Annotated in this window: 22 protein-coding genes and 7 tRNA genes; 15 read left to right on the plus strand and 14 right to left on the minus strand. The window is 73.4% G+C overall.

Going from position 1 to position 22,429, the window contains the following annotated elements:
- The first annotated feature begins 275 nt into the window (after positions 1-275).
- Positions 276-1,508, plus strand: a complete 1,233-nt coding sequence (gene cobA / locus ACFYP3_RS16160) for a uroporphyrinogen-III C-methyltransferase (protein ID WP_388832084.1) — start codon at positions 276-278, stop codon at positions 1,506-1,508.
- 42 nt (positions 1,509-1,550) lie between these two features.
- A complete protein-coding gene (locus tag ACFYP3_RS16165; RefSeq protein WP_362803242.1) occupies positions 1,551-2,369 on the plus strand; it encodes an RNA methyltransferase in 819 nt (272 codons plus the stop codon).
- A 138-nt stretch (positions 2,370-2,507) separates the two neighbouring features.
- Here ACFYP3_RS16165 and ACFYP3_RS16170 read toward each other — a convergent pair whose 3' ends face one another.
- Complete coding sequence (locus ACFYP3_RS16170) at positions 2,508-3,698, minus strand: serine/threonine-protein kinase (protein ID WP_388832088.1); 1,191 nt, start codon at positions 3,696-3,698, stop codon at positions 2,508-2,510.
- A 551-nt stretch (positions 3,699-4,249) separates the two neighbouring features.
- Between ACFYP3_RS16170 and ACFYP3_RS16175 the strand changes: the two genes are divergently transcribed.
- A complete protein-coding gene (locus tag ACFYP3_RS16175) occupies positions 4,250-4,435 on the plus strand; it encodes a hypothetical protein (protein WP_030706226.1) in 186 nt (61 codons plus the stop codon).
- A 210-nt stretch (positions 4,436-4,645) separates the two neighbouring features.
- Here the strand turns inward: ACFYP3_RS16175 and ACFYP3_RS16180 are convergent.
- The 5 genes from ACFYP3_RS16180 to ACFYP3_RS16200 form a co-directional block, all read right to left on the minus strand.
- Positions 4,646-4,717: transfer RNA gene (locus ACFYP3_RS16180), tRNA-Val, on the minus strand.
- A gap of 52 nt (positions 4,718-4,769) precedes the next feature.
- A tRNA-Val gene (locus ACFYP3_RS16185) sits at positions 4,770-4,841 on the minus strand.
- A gap of 19 nt (positions 4,842-4,860) precedes the next feature.
- Positions 4,861-4,932 (minus strand) — tRNA-Val (locus ACFYP3_RS16190).
- 1 nt (position 4,933) lies between these two features.
- Positions 4,934-5,007 (minus strand) — tRNA-Cys (locus tag ACFYP3_RS16195).
- A 39-nt stretch (positions 5,008-5,046) separates the two neighbouring features.
- Positions 5,047-5,119 (minus strand) — tRNA-Gly (locus ACFYP3_RS16200).
- Positions 5,120-5,299: 180 nt separating this feature from the next.
- Between ACFYP3_RS16200 and ACFYP3_RS16205 the strand changes: the two genes are divergently transcribed.
- From ACFYP3_RS16205 to ACFYP3_RS16215, 3 genes are read left to right on the plus strand one after another with little or no spacing between them, the layout of a single operon-like run.
- On the plus strand, positions 5,300-6,382 hold the full coding sequence (locus tag ACFYP3_RS16205; protein WP_388832091.1) for a chorismate-binding protein: 1,083 nt from the start codon (positions 5,300-5,302) through the stop codon (positions 6,380-6,382).
- Positions 6,379-7,200 (plus strand): aminotransferase class IV, encoded by an 822-nt coding sequence (locus ACFYP3_RS16210; protein ID WP_388832094.1) that lies wholly within the window; start codon positions 6,379-6,381, stop codon positions 7,198-7,200. Before ACFYP3_RS16205 ends, ACFYP3_RS16210 begins: the two co-directional genes overlap by 4 nt.
- 43 nt (positions 7,201-7,243) lie before the next feature.
- Positions 7,244-8,086 carry a GNAT family N-acetyltransferase gene (locus tag ACFYP3_RS16215; RefSeq protein WP_388832097.1) on the plus strand — a complete coding sequence of 281 codons (843 nt, stop codon included), beginning with the start codon at positions 7,244-7,246 and terminating at the stop codon, positions 8,084-8,086.
- A gap of 67 nt (positions 8,087-8,153) precedes the next feature.
- On the opposite strand, the gene ACFYP3_RS16220 is transcribed toward ACFYP3_RS16215, so the two are convergent.
- The gene (locus ACFYP3_RS16220) at positions 8,154-8,648 is read right to left on the minus strand and encodes a DsbA family protein (RefSeq protein WP_388832100.1); all 495 of its coding nucleotides are present in this window, start codon (positions 8,646-8,648) and stop codon (positions 8,154-8,156) included.
- A gap of 176 nt (positions 8,649-8,824) precedes the next feature.
- On the opposite strand from ACFYP3_RS16220, the gene ACFYP3_RS16225 reads away from it, so the two are divergent.
- Both ACFYP3_RS16225 and ACFYP3_RS16230 read left to right on the plus strand, forming a co-directional pair.
- Complete coding sequence (locus ACFYP3_RS16225; RefSeq protein ID WP_388832103.1) at positions 8,825-9,286, plus strand: hypothetical protein; 462 nt, start codon at positions 8,825-8,827, stop codon at positions 9,284-9,286.
- Between the two features lie 111 nt (positions 9,287-9,397).
- Positions 9,398-9,571: a hypothetical protein gene (locus ACFYP3_RS16230; protein ID WP_388832105.1), complete on the plus strand. Its 174-nt coding sequence runs from the start codon at positions 9,398-9,400 to the stop codon at positions 9,569-9,571.
- Here the strand turns inward: ACFYP3_RS16230 and ACFYP3_RS16235 are convergent.
- Positions 9,512-10,132, minus strand: coding sequence for a CGNR zinc finger domain-containing protein (locus ACFYP3_RS16235; RefSeq protein WP_388832108.1), 621 nt, complete (start codon positions 10,130-10,132; stop codon positions 9,512-9,514). The genes ACFYP3_RS16230 and ACFYP3_RS16235 overlap by 60 nt on opposite strands.
- Before the next feature lie 199 nt (positions 10,133-10,331).
- Entirely contained in the window at positions 10,332-10,745 is a 414-nt protein-coding gene (locus ACFYP3_RS16240) for an SsgA family sporulation/cell division regulator (RefSeq protein ID WP_030011909.1), read from the minus strand.
- A 177-nt stretch (positions 10,746-10,922) separates the two neighbouring features.
- Here ACFYP3_RS16240 and ACFYP3_RS16245 point away from each other — a divergent pair, with 177 nt between their 5' ends.
- Both ACFYP3_RS16245 and ACFYP3_RS16250 read left to right on the plus strand, forming a co-directional pair.
- Positions 10,923-11,405, plus strand: coding sequence for a TIGR02611 family protein (locus ACFYP3_RS16245; RefSeq protein WP_388832112.1), 483 nt, complete (start codon positions 10,923-10,925; stop codon positions 11,403-11,405).
- Positions 11,406-11,450: 45 nt separating this feature from the next.
- A tRNA-Val gene (locus ACFYP3_RS16250) sits at positions 11,451-11,522 on the plus strand.
- A gap of 46 nt (positions 11,523-11,568) precedes the next feature.
- Here ACFYP3_RS16250 and ACFYP3_RS16255 read toward each other — a convergent pair.
- Positions 11,569-13,905, minus strand: a complete 2,337-nt coding sequence (locus ACFYP3_RS16255; protein WP_388832115.1) for an SCO7613 C-terminal domain-containing membrane protein — start codon at positions 13,903-13,905, stop codon at positions 11,569-11,571.
- A 128-nt stretch (positions 13,906-14,033) separates the two neighbouring features.
- Here ACFYP3_RS16255 and ACFYP3_RS16260 point away from each other — a divergent pair.
- Positions 14,034-14,105: transfer RNA gene (locus ACFYP3_RS16260), tRNA-Val, on the plus strand.
- Positions 14,106-14,168: 63 nt separating this feature from the next.
- Here ACFYP3_RS16260 and ACFYP3_RS16265 read toward each other — a convergent pair.
- A complete protein-coding gene (locus ACFYP3_RS16265; RefSeq protein WP_376615470.1) occupies positions 14,169-14,894 on the minus strand; it encodes a 3'-5' exonuclease in 726 nt (241 codons plus the stop codon).
- A 209-nt stretch (positions 14,895-15,103) separates the two neighbouring features.
- On the opposite strand from ACFYP3_RS16265, the gene ACFYP3_RS16270 reads away from it, so the two are divergent.
- Positions 15,104-15,706 (plus strand): DUF4365 domain-containing protein, encoded by a 603-nt coding sequence (locus tag ACFYP3_RS16270; RefSeq protein WP_388832119.1) that lies wholly within the window; start codon positions 15,104-15,106, stop codon positions 15,704-15,706.
- On the plus strand, positions 15,706-16,947 hold the full coding sequence (locus tag ACFYP3_RS16275) for a hypothetical protein (RefSeq protein WP_388832122.1): 1,242 nt from the start codon (positions 15,706-15,708) through the stop codon (positions 16,945-16,947). The genes ACFYP3_RS16270 and ACFYP3_RS16275 overlap by 1 nt, the downstream gene beginning before the upstream one ends.
- A 37-nt stretch (positions 16,948-16,984) precedes the next feature.
- On the opposite strand, the gene ACFYP3_RS16280 is transcribed toward ACFYP3_RS16275, so the two are convergent.
- Positions 16,985-17,461 (minus strand): GNAT family N-acetyltransferase, encoded by a 477-nt coding sequence (locus tag ACFYP3_RS16280; RefSeq protein WP_388832125.1) that lies wholly within the window; start codon positions 17,459-17,461, stop codon positions 16,985-16,987.
- A gap of 178 nt (positions 17,462-17,639) precedes the next feature.
- On the opposite strand from ACFYP3_RS16280, the gene thrS reads away from it, so the two are divergent.
- Together thrS and ACFYP3_RS16290 are read left to right on the plus strand one after the other, a co-directional pair.
- Positions 17,640-19,616 (plus strand): threonine--tRNA ligase, encoded by a 1,977-nt coding sequence (thrS, locus tag ACFYP3_RS16285; protein ID WP_388832128.1) that lies wholly within the window; start codon positions 17,640-17,642, stop codon positions 19,614-19,616.
- Positions 19,617-19,698: 82 nt separating this feature from the next.
- The gene (locus ACFYP3_RS16290; RefSeq protein WP_388832131.1) at positions 19,699-20,259 is read left to right on the plus strand and encodes an HIT family protein; all 561 of its coding nucleotides are present in this window, start codon (positions 19,699-19,701) and stop codon (positions 20,257-20,259) included.
- A 32-nt stretch (positions 20,260-20,291) separates the two neighbouring features.
- Here the strand turns inward: ACFYP3_RS16290 and ACFYP3_RS16295 are convergent, their stop codons facing one another.
- Together ACFYP3_RS16295 and ACFYP3_RS16300 are read right to left on the minus strand one after the other, a co-directional pair.
- A complete protein-coding gene (locus ACFYP3_RS16295; RefSeq protein ID WP_388832134.1) occupies positions 20,292-20,714 on the minus strand; it encodes a DUF1992 domain-containing protein in 423 nt (140 codons plus the stop codon).
- Between the two features lie 41 nt (positions 20,715-20,755).
- Positions 20,756-22,417 carry a hypothetical protein gene (locus tag ACFYP3_RS16300; RefSeq protein ID WP_388832137.1) on the minus strand — a complete coding sequence of 554 codons (1,662 nt, stop codon included), beginning with the start codon at positions 22,415-22,417 and terminating at the stop codon, positions 20,756-20,758.
- Between the last annotated feature and the right edge of the window lie 12 nt (positions 22,418-22,429).

A 22,429-nucleotide genomic window follows, 5' to 3' on the forward strand; every position in this document is an offset into this window, starting at 1 on the left:
CGCGGCCGGGATCCCGGGCACGGTGCTGGGCCGGGTCGAGGCATCGGCCCCCGCGGCCCGCGGCCCGGCCCGGGCGCACCTCGAAGCCGTCCGCCGGCTCCGGCCCAGCCGGACGGGGCCCCGTGGGGTCGGCGTGGGACCCGTCCGCGCTGCGGGACGGGCCGCGCCGTATGGTGGACCAGCACCGCATCACCGCACGTCAGTACCCCGCCGCTCCAGCGCCGCAGCGGCACCCAAGAGCACCGCACCGCCGCCCCCCAGGAGCCGCAACCGCCATGGCCGACACCCCCGCCTACCCCGTAGGACTTCGACTCGCCGGCCGCCGCGTCGTCGTCATCGGCGGCGGCCAGGTCGCCCAGCGCCGCCTCCCCGCGCTCGTCGCGGCCGGCGCCGACGTCCTGCTCGTCTCGCCCTCCGCCACCCCCTCCGTGGACGCCATGACCGAGACCGGTGAGATCCGTTGGGAGCGCCGCCGCTACGAGGACGGCGACCTGGCCGGCGCCTGGTACGCCCTCATCGCCACCCGGGACCGGGCCGCGAACGACGCCGCCTCCGCCGAGGCCGAGCGCGAGCGGATCTGGTGCGTGCGCGCCGACGACGCCGAGGCCGCCACCGCCTGGACCCCGGCCACCGGCCGCGTGGAGGGCGTCACCGTCGCCGTGCTGAGCGGCAACGACCCCCGCCGCTCCGCCGCCGTCCGGGACGCCGTCGTCGAGGGGCTGCGCGACGGCACCCTCACGGCCGCCCGCCCCCGCACCCCCGGCGTCGCCCTCGTCGGCGGCGGGCCCGGCGACCCCGACCTCATCACCGTGCGCGGCCGCCGCCTCCTCGCCGAGGCCGACGTCGTCATCGCCGACCGGCTCGGCCCCCGTGACCTGCTCGACGAGCTCCCCCCGCACGTCGAGGTCATCGACGCCGCGAAGATCCCGTACGGCCGGTTCATGGCCCAGGAGGCCATCAACAACGCGCTGATCGAGCACGCCAAGGCCGGCAAGGCCGTGGTGCGGCTCAAGGGCGGGGACCCGTACGTCTTCGGCCGCGGCATGGAGGAGCTCCAGGCCCTCGCCGAACAGGGCATCCCCTGCACCGTCGTGCCCGGCATCTCCAGCTCGATCTCGGTGCCCGGCGCCGTCGGCATCCCGGTCACCCACCGCGGTGTGGCCCACGAGTTCACCGTGGTCAGCGGGCACGTCGGGCCCGACGACGCGCGCTCCCTCGTGGACTGGGCCGCCCTCGCCCGGCTCACCGGCACCCTGGTGATCCTCATGGGCGTCGACAAGATCGGCCTGATCGCCGAGGCGCTCGTACGCCACGGCCGCGCGGCCGACACCCCCGTCGCGGTCGTCCAGGAGGGCACCACCGCCACCCAGCGCCGGGTGGACGCCACCCTCGCCACGGTCGGCGAGGTCGTCCGCGCCGAGGAGGTCCGCCCGCCGGCCGTCATCGTCATCGGCGAGGTCGTCCGCGTCAACGCCCCCGGAACCAGCGCCCCCAGCACCAGCGCCTGACAGGCCGTTGGCACCGCACCCAGGACAAGGCAGTATCACCCTGTGGCTGATCTCATCACCGTCGAGGACCCCGACGACCCGCGCCTGCGCGACTACACGGGCCTGACCGACGTCGAACTGCGGCGCAGGCGCGAGCCCGCCGAAGGACTCTTCATCGCCGAGGGCGAGAAGGTCATCAGACGCGCCAAGGACGCCGGCTACGAGATGCGCTCGATGCTGCTCTCGGCCAAGTGGGTCGACGTCATGCGCGACGTCATCGACGAACTCCCCGCTCCGGTCTACGCCGTCAGCCCCGAGCTCGCCGAACGCGTCACCGGCTACCACGTGCACCGCGGCGCCCTCGCCTCCATGCAGCGCAAGCCGCTGCCCACGGCCGAGGAGCTGCTCGCCACGACCCGCCGCGTGGTCGTCATGGAAGCGGTCAACGACCACACCAACATCGGGGCGATCTTCCGCAGCGCCGCCGCCCTCGGCATGGACGCGGTGCTGCTGTCCCCCGACTGCGCGGACCCGCTCTACCGCCGCTCGGTGAAGGTCTCCATGGGCGCCGTGTTCTCCGTTCCGTACGCCCGTCTGGAGGCCTGGCCGAAGAGCCTGGACTCGGTGCGGGAGGCGGGCTTCAAGCTGCTCGCCCTCACCCCGCACGAGAAGGCCTCGCCGATCGACGTGGCCGCGCCGCAGTCCCTGGAGCGGGTCGCGCTGATGCTCGGCGCCGAGGGGGACGGCCTCTCCACGCAGGCGCTGGTCGCCGCCGACGAGTGGGTACGGATCCCGATGGCGCACGGCGTGGACTCGCTGAACGTCGGCGCGGCCGCCGCCGTCGCCTTCTACGCCGTGGCCCAGGGCCGCGAGACGGCGTAGCGACGCCCCGCGGGCAGCGTACGGCCGCCCGGCCCAGCTCGTCTCTTCCGGATCTTGCCTCGCCCGCGCCGCCCGGCACCGCACCTCGCCGTGCACCGGACGACGCGGGCTTGACCGGCACGATCCGAAAGAGACGACCTAGAGCTTCTGGGCCGCGGCGATGCCCAGCGCCACGATCAGCGTGACCAGCACGAACACGATCAGCCGCTGCCGCATCAGCCGCGGGTCCGGCCGTGACGGGCGTCGTCCGGTCCCGGTCGTCCTGGGCGCCGGGCGGCCGCCCGTACGGCCCGAGGTCGGCCGGGAGGACGGGCCGCCGGGGTTGCGTGGATTGCGGGAGGACGAGGGCCGCGAGTGCGGCCCGCCCGGGGATCCGCCCGTGCCCCGGGGCGTGGTGGAGCCGCCGGTACGACGCTCCGTGCGCTGCTCCGCGTAGTCCTCGGGGAGCCGGCCCGTCGGCCGTTCGGTCCGGGCCCGCTGCGCCGGCGGGCGGCCCTCCGACAGTCCCTGTGCCTCGCGGGCCGCGATCTCCTTGAGCCGCATCGACAGCTGGAGCGTGCTGGGCCGCTCCTCGGGATCCTTGGCCAGGCATGCCCGTACGAGGGGCGCCAGCGCGTCCGGGACGCCCTGGAGGTGCGGCTCCTCGTGCACCACGCGGTAGAGCATGACCTCGGAACTGCCGTGCCCGAAGGGCGAGTCGGCGGTCGCCGCGTAGGCGAGGGTGGCGCCGAGGGCGAAGACGTCGGTGGCGGGGGTGACGGCCGCGCCGCGCACCTGCTCGGGCGCGAGGAAGCCGGGGGAGCCGACGGCCGTTCCCACATGGGTGAGCGTGCTCGCCCCGGTGGCCCAGGCGATCCCGAAGTCGATGATCCGCGGGCCCTTGGGGGAGAGCAGGATGTTCGAGGGCTTGAGGTCCCGGTGGACGACACCCGCCTCGTGCACGGCGACCAGCCCCTCGGAGAGCGCGGCGCCGACGGCGGCGATCTGCGCGGCCGTCAGGGGGCCCTCCTCGGCCACCTTGTCGTGCAGCGAGGGGCCGGGGACGTACTGGGTGGCGAACCACGGCCGCTCGGCCTCCAGGTCCGCCGCCACCAGCCGCGCCGTGCAGCCGCCCCGGATCCGCCGGGCGGCGGACACCTCGCGGGCGAACCGAGAGCGGAACTCCTGGTCCTCGGCGAGGTCCGGCCGGATGACCTTGAGCGCGACGCGCTGTCCGCGCCGGTCCGATCCCAGGTAGACCACGCCCATGCCGCCGGCACCGAGCCGCCGGTGCAGCCTGAACGAGCCGACGACACGCGGGTCCTCGCGCCGGAGCCGCATCATCGCCATGTCCACCCCGCTGACCGGTCGTCCTGTTGACGTGGCACAGCTTACGGACCATCCGGCATGCGTGCTCAGAGGCCGCGCCCTCGCCGTGGGATTCGATTGTCAGTGCGGCACAGCACACTTGAGGGAGCATCAGGGGGTTCGGGCGGCAGCGCGGAGCGGGTGGTCGGCGCGACCAAGCGGCCCTTGGATCAAGGGGATTGGGGCCTGGGGGCGGGTGCGGGAGCGCCCGGGTGCACCCGTATGCCGCCCACGCGCGAGTGGATCTTGCCGAGGGCCGGTGGACGGACACGCATCAACAGGGAGTGACGGAAGTGAGAGAAGTCACTACCCTCCGGTCATCCCCTCCGGGAAGACCCCGACAGCGGGGGAGCGGCCTCCACCCAGGGGAGTACACGGACGAGGCCCCGTCATCCTCCTGGAGGCCCGGCAATGGGTACGAAGGCATGAGGCCAGGGGCCGCCCGCCCGCCTAGTGTTGAAGACAAGCGGCGGGTGGCGCACTCGTCCCCCGAGGTCACAAGCCCGCCGCTGCCAAACGACAGGGAGAGGGCCATGGCGGACATCGCACGGCAGGGACGCAAGGCATTCGCGTTCAACGGCCACGAGTCCGGCACCCGCCACCCGCTGGTGGCCGCGGCCATGGTGCTCCCCCTGGCCGCCCTGCTGCTCTTCCTCTTCGGAGGCTTCGATCAGCTGGCGGCACAGGCGTCGTCCGTGGGTCTGATGCCGGGGCGCTGAGCGGCGCCCCGGGCCCGGGAGAGCGGTCCGGGCCGGGACATCGGTCGTCGAACCCCGTGGGGACGGGGGAGCGACGGACGGACGGCAGGTGAAGGGTGCTGCCCGTACGGCTGGGGAGTCGGACGGGCAGCACCCTTTTTCGTGCCCCGCTCGGACGGGGAAAGGGAACGCGAAAGCCCCGGCCGAGGAGACGGCCGGGGCTTTCATCGGTGCGCGATACTGGGATTGAACCAGTGACCTCTTCCGTGTCAGGGAAGCGCTCTCCCGCTGAGCTAATCGCGCGGGAACCACGGCTCGGAAGCCGCAGGTCGGACAGGTGATGCCAGGTGCTGCGTGCGCGATACTGGGATTGAACCAGTGACCTCTTCCGTGTCAGGGAAGCGCTCTCCCGCTGAGCTAATCGCGCGGGGATCCTTGCGGATCAGTGGACGATACTGGGATTGAACCAGTGACCTCTTCCGTGTCAGGGAAGCGCTCTCCCGCTGAGCTAATCGTCCTTGGAGGTGGAGACGGGATTTGAACCCGTGTAGACGGCTTTGCAGGCCGTTGCCTCGCCTCTCGGCCACTCCACCATGGAGCTGCAGGGGTTCTCGGGAAGATCCCCCACTTCGAGCGGACGACGAGACTCGAACTCGCGACATCCACCTTGGCAAGGTGGTGCTCTACCAACTGAGCTACGTCCGCAGGTCACCGTGTTCACTCCGGGGTTTTCCCCCTTCGCTCCCTGGCGACGAGTTGAACTCTAGCGGATTCCCGGGCCAGCTCAAAAACGCGTTTCCGCAGCGTGCTGCCGCTCGATCACCACAGGTCACCCCTCCGTCACCCCACCGGCGCGGCGTCGTCACCGGTCATAGACTCGCAGCCGTGCACGACCTGCCCCCCATGGCCCGCTTCGGCGGCCTCCTCGCGACCGACCTCCGGGACGTCACCAGCGATCCCGCGGCCCTCGACTCCACCGGCTTCTGGGCGGTGGCCGCCGGCTTCGAAGGGCGGCTCGTCTGCGCGCGCTTCGGGGACGTGCGCCCCGATCCGGTCCCCGCGCCGGTCCCGGGCGCCTGGCGCGGCCCCGACGCCGACCAGTGGACCTCCTCGCTCGACCGGACCGCGTACGTCGACGGCGTGCGCCGCATCCGCGAGCACATCGCCGCAGGTGAGGTCTACCAGGCCAACCTCTGCCGGGTGATGTCCGCGCCGCTGCCGCACCCGGACCGCGCCGATGTCGACGCCCTCACGGCGCTCCTCGCCCGCGGCAACCCCGCCCCCTTCGCAGGAACGATTCGGCTGGCCGCGCACGGCGTGGAGATCGCCACCGCCTCCCCGGAGCTGTTCCTGCGCCGCACCGGCCGCCGCATCGAGTCCGGACCCATCAAGGGCACCGGCCGCACCGCCGCCGACCTGCTCCCCAAGGACCACGCCGAGAACGTGATGATCGTGGACCTTGTACGCAACGACCTTGGCCGGGTCTGCGCCACGGGCTCCGTCACCGTCCCCGAACTGTGCGCCGTCGAGGAGCACCCGGGCCTGGTCCACCTCGTCTCCACCGTGAGCGGCGAGCTCGCCGACGGCGCCGGCTGGCCCGAGCTGCTCGCCGCCACCTTCCCGCCCGGCTCCGTCACCGGCGCGCCCAAGTCCTCCGCCCTGCGGATCATCGAGGCTCTGGAGACCGCCCCGCGCGGTCCCTACTGCGGCGGCATCGGCTGGGTCGACGCCGACCGGGGCACCGCCGAGCTCGCCGTCGGCATCCGCACCTTCTGGATCGACCGCGAGACCCCCGGCGGCCCCAGCCTGCTCTTCGGGACCGGCGCCGGCATCACCTGGGGCTCCGACCCCGACCGCGAGTGGGCGGAGACCGAACTGAAGGCCGCCCGGCTCCTGCGGGTCGCGGCGGGCCACGAGAGCACCGGCACCCAGGGGGCGAACGGGACGATCGGAAGGACCGCACCATGAGGATCTGGCTCGACGGAGCACTGCGGGACGTCGACAACGCCCACGTGTCCGTCCTCGACCACGGGCTGACCGTCGGCGACGGCGTCTTCGAGACGCTGAAGGCGGAGCGCGGCCGGGCCTTCGCCCTCACCCGCCACCTGGAACGGCTCACCCGCTCCGCCCGGGGACTCGGCCTGCCCGACCCCGACCTCGACGAGGTGCGCCGCGCCTGCGCCGCCGTACTGGAGGCCAACCCGGTGGAGCAGGGACGGCTGCGCCTCACCTACACCGGCGGGGTCGCCCCCCTCGGCTCCGACCGCGGCGACGCCGGCACCACCCTGATCGCCGCCGTCGCGCCGTCCGTGCGCCGCCCGGACGCCACCGCCGTCGTCACCGTCCCCTGGGTGCGCAACGAGCGCTCCGCCGTGGCCGGCCTGAAGACCACCTCGTACGCCGAGAACGTCGTCGCCCTCGCCGCCGCGCACCGGGCCGGGGCCTCCGAGGCGCTCCTCGCCAACACCGTGGGCCGGCTCTGCGAGGGCACCGGCTCCAACGTCTTCGTCGTCATCGACGGGGAACTGCACACGCCGCCGCTGAGCTCCGGCTGCCTGGCGGGCATCACCCGGGCCCTCATCCTCGACTGGGCCGGGGCGAAGGAGACCGACCTGCCCTTCGACGTGCTGGAACGCGCCGAGGAGGTCTTCGTGACCTCCTCCCTGCGCGACGCCCAGGCGGTCGTCCGGATCGACGACCGCGAACTGGGGAGGGGCCCCGGACCGGTCACGGCCGAGGTGATGCGGATCTTCGAGGTGATGGCCGGATCGGACATCGATCCGTGAACCCTGGTGACGCGGGACCGCGGGGCAGGTAGAACTCGAAGTGATGACCACCACCCTGCGGCCCGCACAGCCGCTCCAGCAGCACAGTGACGGCACCCGCTCGCGGACCTACGAGGTGCGGGTCAACAGCCGCCACGTCGGCACCCTCGAACTGGCCACCAGGTCGGCCGCCCAGCCCGGGACCGGCGTGATCCGGGACCTGTGGATCGACGAACCGGACCGCCGGCGCGGACGCGGCACGGTCGCCGCGCTCGCCGCCGAGGAGGTGCTGCGCTCCTGGCGCTGCACCGGCATCGCCGTGTCGGTGCCCGCCGACGCCGGGGCGGCGCTGCGGCTGGCCACCGCCCTCGGCTACCGGGAGACCGGCCGGGTCATGGTCAAGGAGCTGCCGGCGCAACCGCCCGTGCTCCCCGCGGGATGCACGGGCCGCCCGATGACCCCGGCGGAGTTCGACGCCTGGCTGGAGGTGGAGATCGTCGAGTACGGCCCCCGCCTCGTCTCCCCGGGCATGACCGAGGAGCAGGGCGTGGCCGCGTCCCGCGCCGAACACGCCCGGATGCTCCCGGCCGGACGGGAGACCCCCGGCACGGCCTTCCACGTGGTGGAGGGCCCGCAGGGCGAGATCCTGGGCAGCGTGTGGGTGGGGGAGCGGGAACTGCCCGCCCTCGGCACCGTCCCCTACGTGTACGACGTCCGGGTCGAGCCCGCACACCGCGGCCGGGGCCACGGCCGGACCCTCATGCTGCTGGCCGAACACAGCGCACTGGCGGCCGGCGCCCGGCACCTCGGGCTGTACGTGGTCGAGGGCAACACCCCGGCCCGGCGGCTCTACGAGTCGCTCGGCTACCGGGACACCACCGTCAACGCCGTCAAAGAGCTGATCTAGGTCGTCTCTTCCGGATCTTGCCGGGCGGCGCGGGCGAGGCAAGATCCGGAAGAGACGGCCCAGGCGCTCAGGAAGCGAGCAGGCGGTCGGCGATCTCCTCGATGCGGGCGCGCAGGCCGTCCTGGCTCTTGCCGCCGTCGAGGCGCTCGCCGTCGATCACGTACGTCGGGGTGCCGGACACGCCGATCGCCTTGCCCTCGGCCTGGTCGGCGTCGACGATCAGGATGTGCCGCCCGTCGATCAGGGCGGTGTCGAACTCCTCGACGTCCAGACCCAGTTCGCGCGCCACGTCCAGCAGCACCGGCTCGCCGCGCTCGGCCAGCTCGGCGGTGCGCGCCAGGACGGCCTCCGCGTAGGGCCACCCCTGCCCCTGCTCGACGGCCTCCTCGGCCGCCTGCGCCGCGGCGAAGGCGTGCTTGTGCTTCTCCAGGGGGAAGTGGCGCAGCCGGATGTCCAGCCGGTCGCCGTAGCGGGCCCGCAGGGCGCGGACGTCGTCCAGGGCGCGGTGGCAGTCCGGGCACTGCAGTTCGCACCAGACGTCGAGGATCACGGAATCGGTCATACCGACAGTCTCCCAGCCCCGGCCGGGCCCACCTACCGGGCCCTGGGGAGGAGGCGCGACCCGGAGATGTCCCCGAGATCCGCCCGGGGGCGGCCGTGGACCTGGCCGTCGTGATGACGGGCGGTGCAGGATGGACAGGGACAGATCGCCCTGCCGCCGACAGTCCGGAGGACCGCATGCTCGCCGAGACCATTTGCTCCGCGGTGTCCGCGGCGGGCCTGGGCATCGCCGCACTGACCGCCTACCGCAAGCGCTTCCTGACCGCCGCGCGGATCACCGCGTACGCGCTCGTCCCCATCGGCCTGGTCCTCACCGGCGTCGTGGAGTGGCTGACCGGCATCGTCTTCAACCCGACCGTGTGGATCGGCTTCGGGCTGCTGGCGCTGTCCTGGGCGCTCTTCGCCGCCACGCGGGCCGTCGAGCGCCGCCGCCTCGGCCCGTCCGGCGAGCCCGCGCGGAAGAAGACCAAGGGAGGCCGGGCCCCGGAGGCCGTGGCCCCGGCCGCCTCCGCGCCGTCCCTCGGCGCCGCCGGAACCGGCGCGCAGCGCGATCCCGCGCCCGGCCGCAAGCCGGCCGCGGCCGCTCCCGCCGACGACTTCTCCGACATCGAGGCGATCCTCAAGAAGCACGGCATCTGACCCCCGTCCACCCGGGTCCGACCCACAGGTCCACGAGATCGGGCGAACTGCCGCACGGTTGTTGGCGTGTTGAGGGGCGGGCGGGCGTGCGCTGCGCCATCATCGCCCGACATGCTCGAGACTTCGCAGAGTGAGCCCTCGGTGCCCGTGCCGGTACCCGCCCCCGTCGAGGAGGAGCCGCGAGGCTGCCTCTTCGCGCTCTCCCAGCCGCCCCTGATGATCTTCCTAGCGGTGATCGGCGTCCTGCTGCTGCTCGCCGCCGTGCACGACCTCTTCATGCTCTGACAGCCCCGCGTCGGCCTCCTTGCGCCGGGCCCGGTACGCCGCGACGTGCAGCCGGTTCCCGCAGGTCCGGCTGTCGCAGTAGCGCCGGGAGCGGTTGCGCGACAGGTCCACGAAGGCGCGCCGGCAGTCCGGGGCCTCGCAGCGGCGCAGCCGTTCGTGCTCGCCGGAGACCACGATGAAGGCCAGGGCCATGCCGCCGTCGGCCGCCAGGTGGTCGTCGACCGACGCGCCGGGCGCGAAGTAGTGGACGTGCCAGTCGTAGCCGTCGTGGTCGGTCAGCTGCGGGGTGGTGCCCGCGGTGGCCACGAGCTCGTTGACGAGTGCGGCGGCCGCACGCGGGTTCGGTGCGGCGAAGACCTGGGCGAACTTGGCGCGCACGGTCCGTACGCCGGCCAGGTCGCGGGCGCCGAGCTCGCCGACGTCACTGATCGCGTACTCCTGGACGAAGGCGCGCAGCGCGCCCACGTCCGAGAGCCCGTCGGGCTGGTCGGCCTCGGCCGCGGTGTTCACCAGCGCGACGACGACGTCGAGCGCGCGACGGGTGTCGTGGGGGATCTGCACGGGGTCTCCCTAGGGGGCCGGGCCTGCGGCGACGGGAGGCGCCGCCGCTGCCGCCCGACTCTAGCGGGTCCCCCGGCAGCACACCGGCGCCGTCCTCGCGGGTGGTTCCCGCGGGGACAGCGCCGGCACTGCCGTATGAGGTTGTCCGCCCCGCACCGTCGCCCCGAGTCGGACGGTGTCGAGCGGCTGTAGGCCTGGCTCAGCTTTCGGCCAGGATGTGGGAGAGCTCCTTGTCGAGGTCGAAGTGCCGGTGCTCGGTCCCGGGTGGAACCGCGGCGTCCGTCCGCTTGAGGAACGACTCGAGTGCTCGGGCGGGTGCTTCGAGCAGTGCTTCTCCCTCCGGTGAGCTCAGGGCGATGCAGACGACGCCCTGACCGTGGCTGCGGGACGGCCAGACGCGGACGTCGCCGGTACCGGTGGGCCGGTGGAGGCCCTCAGCGAGGAGATCGCGGGCGAATACCCATTCGACCGTCTCCTCGGCGCCGGTGTGGAAGGTGGCGTGCACGGCGTAGGGGTCGGCCGTGTCATACCGCAGGCCCGCGGGAACAGGCAGTGAGGACTCGCTCGACACAACGAGGCGCAGGTGCAGCTCGCAGCTGACCGTGGTGTTCATAAGCGCCAGGGCCTTTCGCTCAGTGTGCGCTCGGGGATTCGCACGTCGGCGAAATCGACATGCCACCTACGGTGCCGTTGTAAACCCCTCTGACCGTTTTGCGGACCTCTGGGTCCCTCGGACGGCGGATCCAAACCACCATTCACGTGTGCTTCCGGCTCCGGTAGATTCGACCCCATGAATACGGGGAGTGACCGCGGAACCAACGAGTCCGCCGCCGAGGAATCCGCCGCGCGCGCCACGGACGCCACCGAGGGCGCGGAAACCGCGGCCGACGAGCCCGAGGCGCCGCACGTGTCGAAGGCGCCCGCCTTCATCAAGGCCCGCCGGGGCCTGCACCTCAGCTGGCAGGTCGGCGTCTTCGTCGTCGGCCTCGCCGTGATCGCCGCCGGTGTGGCCATGCTCGTCCTGCCCGGCCCCGGCTGGGTCGCGATCTTCGCGGGCCTGGCGATCTGGGCCACCGAGTTCGCCTGGGCCCACCTCGTGCTGCGCTGGACCAAGCGCAAGGTCACCGAGGCGGCGCAGAAGGCGCTCGACCCGAAGGTCCGCCGCCGCAACATCATCCTGACCAGCGTGGGCCTCGTCGTCGCGGGCGCGCTGATCGGCTTCTACCTGTGGAAGTACGGGCTCGTCATGCCCTGGAACCTCAAGGACCAGTGATGGCGGAGAGCACCGCTGACATGCGGTAATGTTTGCGGTGCGTCCGGGCGATTAGCTCAGTGGGAGAGCACTTCGTTCACACCGAAGGGGTCACTGGTTCGAACCCAGTATCGCCCACCCGGACCAGAGGCCCGGAGACTTCACCGTCTCCGGGCCTCTGGCGTTACCCCAGCCGTCCGATCGCGTCCCGCAGCCGCCGGGCGTCGCGCAGCCGCTTCTCGTACGTCGCTCCCACCGCCAGCAGCAGCAGGCCCGCCAGGGCCGGCGGCACCCAGCGCGGGAGCGCCCCCGCGACCTGCACCACGTACGGGGCCAGCTCGTGCACCGCGACCACCGCCAGCGCCGCCCCGCCCAGCAGCAGCGGGGCCTGCAGCCGCCGCCGGGCCCCGATCAGGGTCAGCGCCAGCGCGGTCAGCCCCAGCAGCAGCGGACGCACCCAGCCCCGGTCGTCCAGGGCCGCCAGCAGGCTCGGCAGCAGGGTCGCCGCCAGACCCGGGCCGTACGCCGTCCAGGACGAGGCCCGGGCGTCCCCGCGGCGGCGCAGGAAGCCCACCACGAGGGCCGGCGCCGTCACCGGCAGCGTGTAGGCCTCGGGCGTCGTGACCCCGGCGTCGGCCAGCCGGACCCAGGTCGCCGCGACGAACAGCGCCCCCGCCGCCCAGCCCACCGCGCGCCGCTCCGGGCGCACCGCGGCCCCCGCACAGACCACCGCGGCCAGGGCCAGGACCAGGGCCAGGGTCCCCGGCCGCCCGGCCGACAGCCCCACCGCCAGGGCGCCCGCGACGGCCGCCGCGATCTCCACGGGCACCCGTACGGCGCCCAGCCGCGGCCCGAGCGCCGCCGCCAGCGCCGGGACCGCGAGCACCGGCAGCGCCCACCAGACCACCGCCAGGTCCGTCACCGCGGCCGCCGCCACCAGCACCCCGGTGGCGTACCCGACGGCGCACACCGCGGCCCCGGCGCGGACCGGGCGCGGAGCGGGCCCGTACGCCGCTCCCACGGCGCAGGCCGCCCCCAGCAGCCCCCACACCGCGAAGGTCGCCGTCCGGCCGTCCAGCGCCCCCACGGACACGTTCGCGGCCCCCACCAGCCCGCACACGGCCGCCGCGATCCCGGCGCCGCGCACGGCGGAGCGGACGGCCAGGACCCCGGCCGCGCCCGTGACCGCCAGCTGGGCGGTGAACACCGCCGCCGCCGGGAAGCCGAGCAGCACCGGGGCCGTGAACAGCCCGGCCCAGGCCAGGACCACCGCCACGACCAGGGGCTCCGGCCGCGCCAGCACCCGCGACAGCCACCAGGCCGCGCCCGCTGCCGTCAGCAGGACCAGCACCCCCGCGGCGCCCGGCGCGTACGCCGTCGGGGCCGGAGCTGTCACCGCCCAGACCTCCTCCAGCACCCGCAGCCGCGCCAGCAGGGTGGGAACCACCGCGGCGGCCGCCGACAGCGCCGCCAGGGCCGTCACCGACACCCCGGCCCGCGCCAGGCCGCGCCGCACCGCCGCCGGCAGCGCGGAGACGCGTACCGCCGCGAGCAGCGGGAGCGCCACCAGCAGGTGCACCAGGACCAGCCACGCACCCTCGCCGACCGAATCCGTCAGGGCCGGCCGGGCCGTGCCACCGAGCGCCACCACCGCCGCCAGACCGCCCACCAGCGCGGCGCCCCAGGCGCGCGGCTCCCGCCAGGCCGCCGCCACGCCCAGCGCCGCGCCCGCCAGCAGCAGCGCCGCCGGAGTCAGCGCCTGCCCGGCCGACCCCGCCGACCACGACTCGGCCACACCGATCACCAGCGCCGCCGTGGTCAGCACGGCCGCGGGGGCCGCCGCCGCACGGGCCCGCAGGGCGAGCGCCCCGTCCAGCGCCGCCGTCGCCAGCAGCGCCCAGCCGAGCGCCAGCGTCCCCCCGTGCGCGGCCAGAGTGGCCAGCGGCAGCGGGAACTGCGCCGCCAGCACCGCCGCCGGCAGCGGGATCCGCAGCTTCCGCAGGGCCGAGCCGTACCCGGCCCACACCGCCGCCAGCACCGCGGCCGCCCCCGCCGCGTACCCGAAGCCGTTCGCGTCCGGCATGCCGACCGCGTACAGCCCGTACGCGTCCAGCACCGTCAGCAGCAGCCCCACCGCGGCGACCGACTCCGCCGTCGAACCGAGCCCCCGGCGCAGCAGCGGCACGGGCACGAGCAGCGCCGCCGCCGTCACCCCCGTCAGCACCGCCGAACGCCCGGCGATCCCCATCGACCCCCAGCTGACCAGCGTGAAGGCCAGCGCGGCCACGGCCAGCAGCACGGCGCCCAGGACGAGCAGCACGTTCTGCGCGCTTGGGGCCGAGGTCTCCTTCGGCGGTCCGGCGGGCACCTGCCCCCAGCCGGCGGGAGCGGGTCCGGACTGCCGCAGGAGGCGCAGCAGCCAGTCCCGGCGGGCCAGCAAATGGACCCGCCGGGCATCGAGTTGTGCCAGCTCGCGGTCGATGAGCGCCAGCTCTTCGGCCGGCGGCAGAGGGGTGTTCATACCGGGAGTGTGGCGGCGGTCACGCCGTCAGGACATGGGCGGGCGTACTCAGATCCGCACTGAGTACGCACGGGGAGGGAAGCGGTTTGAACCAGCCGCGAGCCTTCTGTATTGTTCAGTGCGTTCCCGGGCGATTAGCTCAGCGGGAGAGCACTTCGTTCACACCGAAGGGGTCACTGGTTCGATCCCAGTATCGCCCACCGGGACAGGCCGGTCCGTCGCGAGACGGACCGGCCTTCCGCATGTACGGGGCCGGGCGCGGCCTACGCCGCCGTCGACAGGTCTGGCCGCAGCGGCCAGTGCGGATCGACCGGCTCCGGCGTCCCCTGCCGAGCGAACCACGCCTGCAGGCCCCGCGCCTGCGCCGCGTGCCAGACCGCCTGCAGCGTGTGCAGCTCCGCCGGCGACAGCCGCTCCAGCCGGGCCGCGAACCGCCGCCCCACCGCCCGCACGAGCTCCAGCGAGGCCATCGCGTCCGCCGCCGCGTCGTGCGCGCCCTCCAACTCGATCCCGTAGTGCGCGCACAGGTCCGTCAGCGTCCGCCGCCCCTTGCGGTAGCGGTCGAGGTGCTTGTCCAGCACCCGCGGATCCAGCACCGTCAGCGGCCGGTCGTTCAGGTACCGGGCCAGCGAAGAGGCCCGGTGCCGCCGCAACTCCCTGTCCAGCAACGTCAGATCGAACGGCGCGTTCATCACCACCACCGGCCGGCCGGCCACCTGCTGCTCCCCGAGCGCCCGCGCTATCTCCTCCACCACCGGCGCCGGCCAGCGTCCGTGACGCTGCAGGTGCTCGTCGGTGAGCCCGTGCACCTCCGTCGCCCCGGGGGGCACCGGAACGCCGGGATTGACCAGCCAGCGGGTGGTGCGGACCCGGCCCCCCGCACACTCCTGCACGATGAGCGCGGCGGACACGATCCGGTCCTGCTCGACGTCCACCCCGGTGGTCTCCGTGTCGAATGCGGCCAGCGGCCCCTCGTACCAGCGTGTCATGGCGAACTCCTCGTCCCCGGTCGGCAGATGCGGCGCACCCGGATCACGCCACACCTTCGCCCGCATCGGTGATACCCGGGCTGTTTGCCCCGTACGCCGTTTGCGATGACCCGGGTGCGGCAACAACACCCCTGGGGGGCCGTACACATGACCGGTCGTCACCCCATCCCACACCCACGGCAGAGCCCGCAAGGCATGGGGAGCCGGCCATGGCGCTCGCGCAGCCCGAACCGGGCGGGGTGCTGGCGGGGCAGATCGATCCGCGCACCGGAGCACCGGACGACGCGCGGACCGGACCGCTGCGCGGCACACTCGCCACCACCGCCTGCATGGAAACCCTCCAGGTGGGATACCTGCACGCCGTCGCCGCCGCGGCCGGCTGCTCGCTCTCCCAGCCCTTCCCGGACAACGGCATCGACTGGCACGTCAGCCACGGCGCCCCCGAGCACGTCGTCGACGACGAGGTCACCATCAAGGTGCAGTTGAAGGCGACCTACCAGATACCGCCCCGGCCGGCCGGGCCCACCTTCTCGTTCACCCTCGACAACGAGCACCTGGTGAAACTGGCCCGCACCCCGGTCGCCGTCCACAAGATCCTCGTCGTGATGCTCGTCCCGCGGGAGCGCGACCAGTGGCTCGCCGCCGGCCACGACCGGCTCGACCTGCGGCACTGCTGCTACTGGACCAATCTCGCCGGACACCCGGTGACCGGCCGGCGCCGGACCACCGTACGGATCCCGACCACGCGGATCTTCGACGACCGGGCGCTCTGCGAGATCATGACCCGGGTCGGGTCGGGAGGGACACCCTGATGCACTGGCACTCGCCGAACCTGGAACCGCTGCCGTCCCCGGACTGCGGAGGGTTCGCGGACTCCGCGCACCCCGTCGCCCCCGATCCCGCACAGGTGGATCCGGCCGTGCTCGGCGCGCTGCTGCACCGGCACGGATGGCTGCGCCGGGGCGGGGCCGCCGGACGCTACGGCCGCTGGACGCCGCCCGCCACGCACCCGACGGCCCGCCCCGCCACCAGCCTGCTCGTCCCCGAGAGCCGCACCTTCCCCGACTGCGCCGACCTGCTCGAGGAGGCGATCACCGCGCTCACCCGCAGCGGCCTGCCCTCCGCGCGGGAGGTGCTCTACGGGCTGAGCGTGCCCAGCGACGAGATCCGCTGGGACCGGGAGATACCGCAAGGGGCGTACGGACTCCAGGGCGAGGCCGCGTGGACGGTGCAGGAGCAACTGCGCTCGGCCGCCCGGCAGTTGCTGCTCGCCGGCGCCCTGGCCGAGCGGGCCCGCGCCGGGTACCACGGGGCCCGGCACCGGGCGCAGGCCGAACGGGCCCTGGACGGGGTGCTGGTGGGCCCGCACCCGGGCGGCCGGCGGCTGACCGCGTACGTACCGGTCGACGGCGGCCGGGGGACCGTGACCCGGCTCCACCACGCCCTGCACGCGGCCCGCGAGGCCGTGGACTACCGGCGGGCCACCGGCGGCATGGAGGCCTTCGACGCCGCCGTGCGGGCCGGGGTCAGCCGGGAACTGGCCGAGGCGCTGATCGCGCTGGTCCGGGGCACGGAAGGAGCCCGGATCGCCCTGGCCTGGGCGCCGGCGGCGGGGGTCCCGGCGGGCTGCGCGGCCCGGCCGGAGCCGGTGGAGTTCTCCCCGGGCGACCTGCCGGTGCTGCGGGACGCGGCGGCGCGGTACACCCGGGACGAGCCGGCCGTCCCGGTCCGCATCGCGGGGGCGGTGGTCCGGATGCGGCGCTCGGCCCCGGGCGGCGGGGGCACGGTCCGGCTGCGGGTCCTCGCGGGGGCGGAGGCCCCGTACGTGCGCGCCGCGCTGGACGAGGAGGCGTACCGGGTGGCGGGGCACGCGCATCTGGTCGGCCTGCCGATCCGCGTGAGCGGGCGGCTGCAGCGGCGGGGCGGCTTCCGCCGGCTGACGGACGCGACGGGGGTGGCGCCGGTGCCGCTGGACGAGGTCGAGCGGGACCGCCTCATGAAGTCGCTGGACGAGCCCTTCGACCCCGCGGACGTCCTGCCGACGGACGACTAGCTCGCCCCCGCGTCTCAGGACGGTACGGCGGCGAGGATCAGGCAGGAGTGCGGCGGAACGAGGCCATGACCAAGTCCGGGGCGGGGGAGAAGTCGGGGCCCCGGGTGAAGCCCAGGCGTGCGTAGAGGGAGAGCGCGGGGGTGTTGGCGGCGCCCGTGGTGACCTTGACGGGGCGGCCCGGGAAGAGGTCGGTCAGGGCGTGGCGCAGGAGCTGGGAGGCGATGCCCCGGCGGAACCACGCCGGGGACACGCAGACGCGGTCGAGGGAGACGTCCCCGTCCGGCTCCTCCTCCCAGGCGAGGAAGCCGGTGAGCTCCCCGCTCCCGTCGCAGACGGCGCCGATCCAGTCCAGCTCCTGCCGGCGCATCTGCGCGAGGCTCTCGCCGAGCGCCGGGATGCCGTCGAAGCCGATCAGCTCCGCCTCCACCGCGTACGCCGCCCGCCCGATCCGGTGCACGGCCCTCGCGGTGGCGTCGTCGGTCAGGTCCAGTCGGCGGATCCGTGGGTTCGGCATGCCGATTAGGCTCGCACAATCCGGCCCCGCCGGCGGGCGAGGCGCCGGGTGCGGGGCGCAGCCCGGGGCGGGCCCGGGCCGGCCCGCGCGGTAACCGTTTAGCGGCGCGGCCACTCCGCTCGGTACGATTCACGCGCGCAGTGTTCGCTCGCGCACCCCCAGAGTTCAGGAGAGACCGGTGTCAGACGTCCGTGTGATCATCCAACGCGATTCCGAGCGGGACGAGCGCGTGGTGGCCACGGGCACTACGGCGGCCGAGCTCTTCGCCGGCGAGCGCACCATCGTCGCCGCGCGCGTCGCGGGCGAGCTGAAGGACCTCGCGTACGAGGTGAAGGACGGCGAGACCGTCGAGCCGGTGGAGATCTCCTCCGAGGACGGCCTGAACATCCTGCGCCACTCGACCGCGCACGTCATGGCGCAGGCCGTGCAGGAGCTCTTCCCCGAGGCCAAGCTGGGCATCGGCCCGCCGGTCCGGGACGGCTTCTACTACGACTTCGACGTGGCCCGGCCCTTCACCCCGGAGGACCTGAAGGCCGTCGAGAAGAAGATGCAGGAGATCCAGAAGCGCGGCCAGCGCTTCTCCCGCCGCGTCGTCACCGACGAGGCGGCCCGCGAGGAGCTCGCCGACGAGCCGTACAAGCTGGAGCTCATCGGCATCAAGGGCGCCGCGTCGACCGACGACGGCGCGAACGTCGAGGTGGGCGGCGGCGAGCTGACCATCTACGACAACCTCGACGCGAAGACCGGCGAGCTGTGCTGGAAGGACCTCTGCCGCGGTCCCCACCTGCCCACCACCCGCAACATCCCGGCCTTCAAGCTCATGCGCAACGCCGCCGCCTACTGGCGCGGCAGCGAGAAGAACCCGATGCTCCAGCGCATCTACGGCACCGCGTGGCCGTCGAAGGAGGAGCTGAAGGCCCACCTCGACTTCCTCGCCGAGGCCGAGAAGCGCGACCACCGCAAGCTCGGCAACGAGCTGGACCTCTTCTCCATCCCGGACGAGATCGGCTCCGGCCTCGCCGTCTTCCACCCGCGCGGCGGCATCATCCGCCGGACCATGGAGGACTACTCGCGCCGCCGGCACGAGGAGGAGGGCTACGAGTTCGTCTACTCCCCGCACGCCACCAAGGGCGCCCTCTTCGAGAAGAGCGGCCACCTGGACTGGTACGCGGAGGGCATGTACCCCCCCATGCAGCTCGACGGTGGTACCGACTACTACCTCAAGCCCATGAACTGCCCGATGCACAACCTGATCTTCGACGCGCGCGGCCGCTCCTACCGCGAACTGCCGCTGCGCCTGTTCGAGTTCGGCACCGTGTACCGGTACGAGAAGTCCGGCGTGGTGCACGGCCTGACCCGTGCCCGCGGCTTCACCCAGGACGACGCGCACATCTACTGCACCCGTGAGCAGATGGCGGAGGAGCTCGACCGCACGCTCACCTTCGTGCTGAACCTGCTGCGCGACTACGGTCTGACCGACTTCTACCTGGAGCTGTCGACCAAGGACCCGGAGAAGTTCGTCGGCTCGGACGAGGTCTGGGAGGAGGCGACCGCGGTCCTCCAGCAGGTGGCCGAGAAGCAGGGCCTCCCGCTGACCCCCGACCCGGGCGGCGCGGCCTTCTACGGCCCGAAGATCTCCGTGCAGGCGCGCGACGCCATCGGCCGTACCTGGCAGATGTCGACCGTGCAGCTGGACTTCAACCTGCCGGAGCGCTTCAACCTGGAGTACACCGCCCCGGACGGCTCCCGCCAGCGCCCGGTCATGATCCACCGCGCGCTGTTCGGCTCCATCGAGCGCTTCTTCGCCGTCCTGCTGGAGCACTACGCGGGCGCCATGCCGCCGTGGCTGGCCCCGGTCCAGGCCGTCGGCATCCCGATCGGCGACGGGCACGTGGAGTACCTCCAGGAGTTCGCCGCCGAGGCGAAGAAGAAGGGCCTGCGGGTCGAGGTGGACGCCTCCTCCGACCGCATGCAGAAGAAGATCCGCAACCACCAGAAGCTCAAGGTCCCGTTCATGATCATCGTCGGTGACGAGGACATGGCGGCGGGCACGGTCTCCTTCCGCTACCGCGACGGTTCGCAGGAGAACGGCATCGCCAAGGACGAGGCCCTGGCCAAGCTGGCCAAGGTCGTCGCGGACCGCGTCCAGGTCTGATCCGCGCGCCGGTCCCCTGAGCAGGGCCCCCGGGAAGTGATCACTTCCCGGGGGCCTTCCTCGTCGGCGAAGGCAAGGTCATATGCTTGCCGCCATGACGATTGAGCCGGAGCAGCAGATCGGTGTGGGCACGCAGGACGCGTTCCAGCGTCTGTGGACGCCCCACCGGATGGCCTACATCCAGGGGGAGAACAAGCCGACCGGCCCGGAGGCCGGGGACGGCTGTCCCTTCTGCGGGATTCCGGAGATGTCCGACCAGGACGGCCTGGTCGTGGCCCGTGGCCGGCACGTCTACGCCGTGCTGAACCTCTACCCGTACAACGGCGGCCACCTCATGGTCGTCCCGTACCGGCACGTCGCCGACTACACCGAGCTCGACGCCCTGGAGACGGCCGAACTCGCGGACCTCACGAAGCGGGCGATGGTCGCGCTGCGCAAGGCGTCGGGTGCGCACGGTTTCAACATCGGCATGAACCAGGGCGCCGCCGCCGGGGCCGGCATCGCCGCGCACCTGCACCAGCACATCGTGCCCCGCTGGGGCGGGGACACGAACTTCATGCCGGTCGTCGGCCACACCAAGGTGCTGCCGCAGCTGCTGGCGGACACCCGCCAGATGCTCGCCGACGCCTGGCCCGTCGCCTGATCGGCGACTGATCGGCGCCTGATCCGCGCGGATCAGCCGGCCGGCCGGTCCCCGCGGCCCTCGCGGCCCTCGCGCCACGTCCGCAGGACGGCCTCGACGTCGAATTCGGTCAGGCCCAGGGGCGGTCCCGGCGGGGGCCTGAGCAGGGCGGCCCGGATCTTCTCGTTGACCGCCGTGAGGACGTCCCGTACCTGACGCTCGGAACGGGCCGCGAGGGCGGTCTCCCGGGCGTCCTCGGCCTCCTTGCGCAGCGCGAGCGCCGGGGGCAGGACGGCGAAACCCTCGCGGTGCAGCTTGCCCTTGACCCACCACAGCTCGTCGTACGGCGCGTCGAGGGAGGCCAGCGGCTTGCCGTAGCCGGGCAGGTTCTCGAATTCGCCCCGCTCGGCGGCCTGCCGGATCTGCCGGTCCACGAAGGACTCGACGCTGACGCCGGGCGGTTTGCGCTCGGTCATGGTCCCTCCTGCGGGTAGCCCTCCGCCTGGCCCCAGGCTACCTACGCGTCGTAGACGTCGGCCTTGCGCGGCGCCGGCTCCTGGATGAGGCCGCTCATGATCGAGGAGCGGTTGGTGAAGCGGTCGGTGTCGACGCCGTTCTCCTCCAGCACCCTGAAGGTGGCGGCGTGGATCGCCCGCAGGACCGGAGCCACCGTGCGCAGGGCGTCGTCGGCCATGAACCGGTGGCGCCACATCGAGCTCGCCCAGACGTGCCGCAGACCGAAGGGCTCGGGCAGGACCAGCTTGCCGCCGAAGAAGTCCAGGATCGGCGGGTACCAGGTCAGCGGGGCCCGCACGGCCAGCCGTACCACCTCCTGGGCGTCCACCAGCGCCAGCGGGCGCTCCACGGTCTCCCAGAAGCGGATGCTCTTGGGGACCTCCACCACCGGGGCCGCGGACTTCGTCGTGAACAGACCGTGTACGGGGCCCAGGGCGTGCGCGGTGACGTCCACGCGCAGGGTCTTGTAGAGCACGGTGACCGTGACCAGCATGTTGATGACCAGTTGGCCGTCCCAGAGCGGGTACTGGATGCCCAGGTAGTGCCGGTTCCCGGCGTTGAACTGCTGCTCGTTGCAGATCCGGGTGATCTCGTGCGGCTTGACGAGGAAGGCGTCGACGTTCTCGCCGGTGGGGCGGGCGACCTCGGCCGCGCCCTCGCCGACCGGGGTGACGATCCAGTGCTGGATCGCGGCGGGCGGGAAGCCGCCGGTGTGCAGGGGGCCCCGCTCCAGCTTGCGCAGCTCGGCGTCGATCCCGCGTATGACGTCCCAGCTGCGGAAGGGGTGGATCTCCATCCCCTCGGTCCTGGGGGCGAGCTCCTCGGCCATCTGCCAGCTGCCCCAGCGGGTGCCCATGCCGAGGATGCCCTTGGGACCCGCGTAGAAGACCTGGTTGCTGCGGTCCTCGGCGGTGAGCTTGGCGAGCTGGTGGCGCAGGTCCTCGCGGGCCTTCTCGTCCGGGTTGCCCGGCACGGCCTCGGGGATCTTGGCACCGATCCCGTCGCCGGAGAGCAGTCCGTCCCAGCGGGCGCGCAGGTCCCTGGCGGTGGCCTCGCAGGTCCGGCGGGCGAGCAGCCAGCCCAGGGCCGGGGCGATGATCATGCCGCGTGCGTAGAGGCCGAGGAAGCCGGTGAGCGGCAGCCGGAACATCAGGATGGCGACCACGACGCCCACGCCGACCAGGATCGTGGTGCCGATCCAGGAGCCGCGCCCCTTGCCGGCCAGGCTCTTGCGGAGCTGGAACAGGCCCAGCCACAGGAGCAGACCGGGCAGGAACAGCACCCCGCAGACCAGCGTGATCAGCCGGAGCCGGCGGTCGCGCTCCTTGCGGATGCGGGAGGCGGCCAGGCAGTGCTCGACGACGGTCTGCGGATCGGCCCCGAAGGACTGGATCAGCGGCTTGCGGCCCGGGCCGAGGGTGCGGGCCTCGACGGCCCGGCAGAAGGCCTCGCCGAGGCTGGGCTCGAACAGGGAGATCTTCGGGGGCTTGACCGTGGCCGGGTGGAGCTCGCTGTTCGCGGTGAGTATCTTCTCCAGCCTGCAGTCCTTGCCGCCGTCGCGGTACGCGGCCGAGGCCAGGGCGTTGGTCGCCGCCGTCTGCCCCCCACCACCCTGGAGAGGAATCTGCGCTCCGGGCCTGAAGTCGAATCCGTCGTCCGCCACCGCTGCCCCCAT

The sequence above is a fragment of the Streptomyces sp. NPDC005533 genome (genome assembly GCF_042871845.1).
Classification (GTDB): domain Bacteria; phylum Actinomycetota; class Actinomycetes; order Streptomycetales; family Streptomycetaceae; genus Streptomyces.

Coding starts and splice junctions, on each gene's coding strand:
- cobA (WP_388832084.1), top strand. CDS start 276: ATGGCCGACACCCCCGCCTACCCCGTAGGACTTCGACTCGCCGGCCGC.
- ACFYP3_RS16170 (WP_388832088.1), bottom strand. CDS start 3,698: ATGGCGATGATGCGGCTCCGGCGCGAGGACCCGCGTGTCGTCGGCTCG.
- ACFYP3_RS16175 (WP_030706226.1), top strand. CDS start 4,250: ATGGCGGACATCGCACGGCAGGGACGCAAGGCATTCGCGTTCAACGGC.
- ACFYP3_RS16210 (WP_388832094.1), top strand. CDS start 6,379: ATGAGGATCTGGCTCGACGGAGCACTGCGGGACGTCGACAACGCCCAC.
- ACFYP3_RS16215 (WP_388832097.1), top strand. CDS start 7,244: ATGACCACCACCCTGCGGCCCGCACAGCCGCTCCAGCAGCACAGTGAC.
- ACFYP3_RS16220 (WP_388832100.1), bottom strand. CDS start 8,648: ATGACCGATTCCGTGATCCTCGACGTCTGGTGCGAACTGCAGTGCCCG.
- ACFYP3_RS16225 (WP_388832103.1), top strand. CDS start 8,825: ATGCTCGCCGAGACCATTTGCTCCGCGGTGTCCGCGGCGGGCCTGGGC.
- ACFYP3_RS16230 (WP_388832105.1), top strand. CDS start 9,398: ATGCTCGAGACTTCGCAGAGTGAGCCCTCGGTGCCCGTGCCGGTACCC.
- ACFYP3_RS16240 (WP_030011909.1), bottom strand. CDS start 10,745: ATGAACACCACGGTCAGCTGCGAGCTGCACCTGCGCCTCGTTGTGTCG.
- ACFYP3_RS16245 (WP_388832112.1), top strand. CDS start 10,923: ATGAATACGGGGAGTGACCGCGGAACCAACGAGTCCGCCGCCGAGGAA.
- ACFYP3_RS16255 (WP_388832115.1), bottom strand. CDS start 13,905: ATGAACACCCCTCTGCCGCCGGCCGAAGAGCTGGCGCTCATCGACCGC.
- ACFYP3_RS16265 (WP_376615470.1), bottom strand. CDS start 14,894: ATGACACGCTGGTACGAGGGGCCGCTGGCCGCATTCGACACGGAGACC.
- ACFYP3_RS16270 (WP_388832119.1), top strand. CDS start 15,104: ATGGCGCTCGCGCAGCCCGAACCGGGCGGGGTGCTGGCGGGGCAGATC.
- ACFYP3_RS16275 (WP_388832122.1), top strand. CDS start 15,706: ATGCACTGGCACTCGCCGAACCTGGAACCGCTGCCGTCCCCGGACTGC.
- ACFYP3_RS16280 (WP_388832125.1), bottom strand. CDS start 17,461: ATGCCGAACCCACGGATCCGCCGACTGGACCTGACCGACGACGCCACC.
- ACFYP3_RS16290 (WP_388832131.1), top strand. CDS start 19,699: ATGCTTGCCGCCATGACGATTGAGCCGGAGCAGCAGATCGGTGTGGGC.
- ACFYP3_RS16295 (WP_388832134.1), bottom strand. CDS start 20,714: ATGACCGAGCGCAAACCGCCCGGCGTCAGCGTCGAGTCCTTCGTGGAC.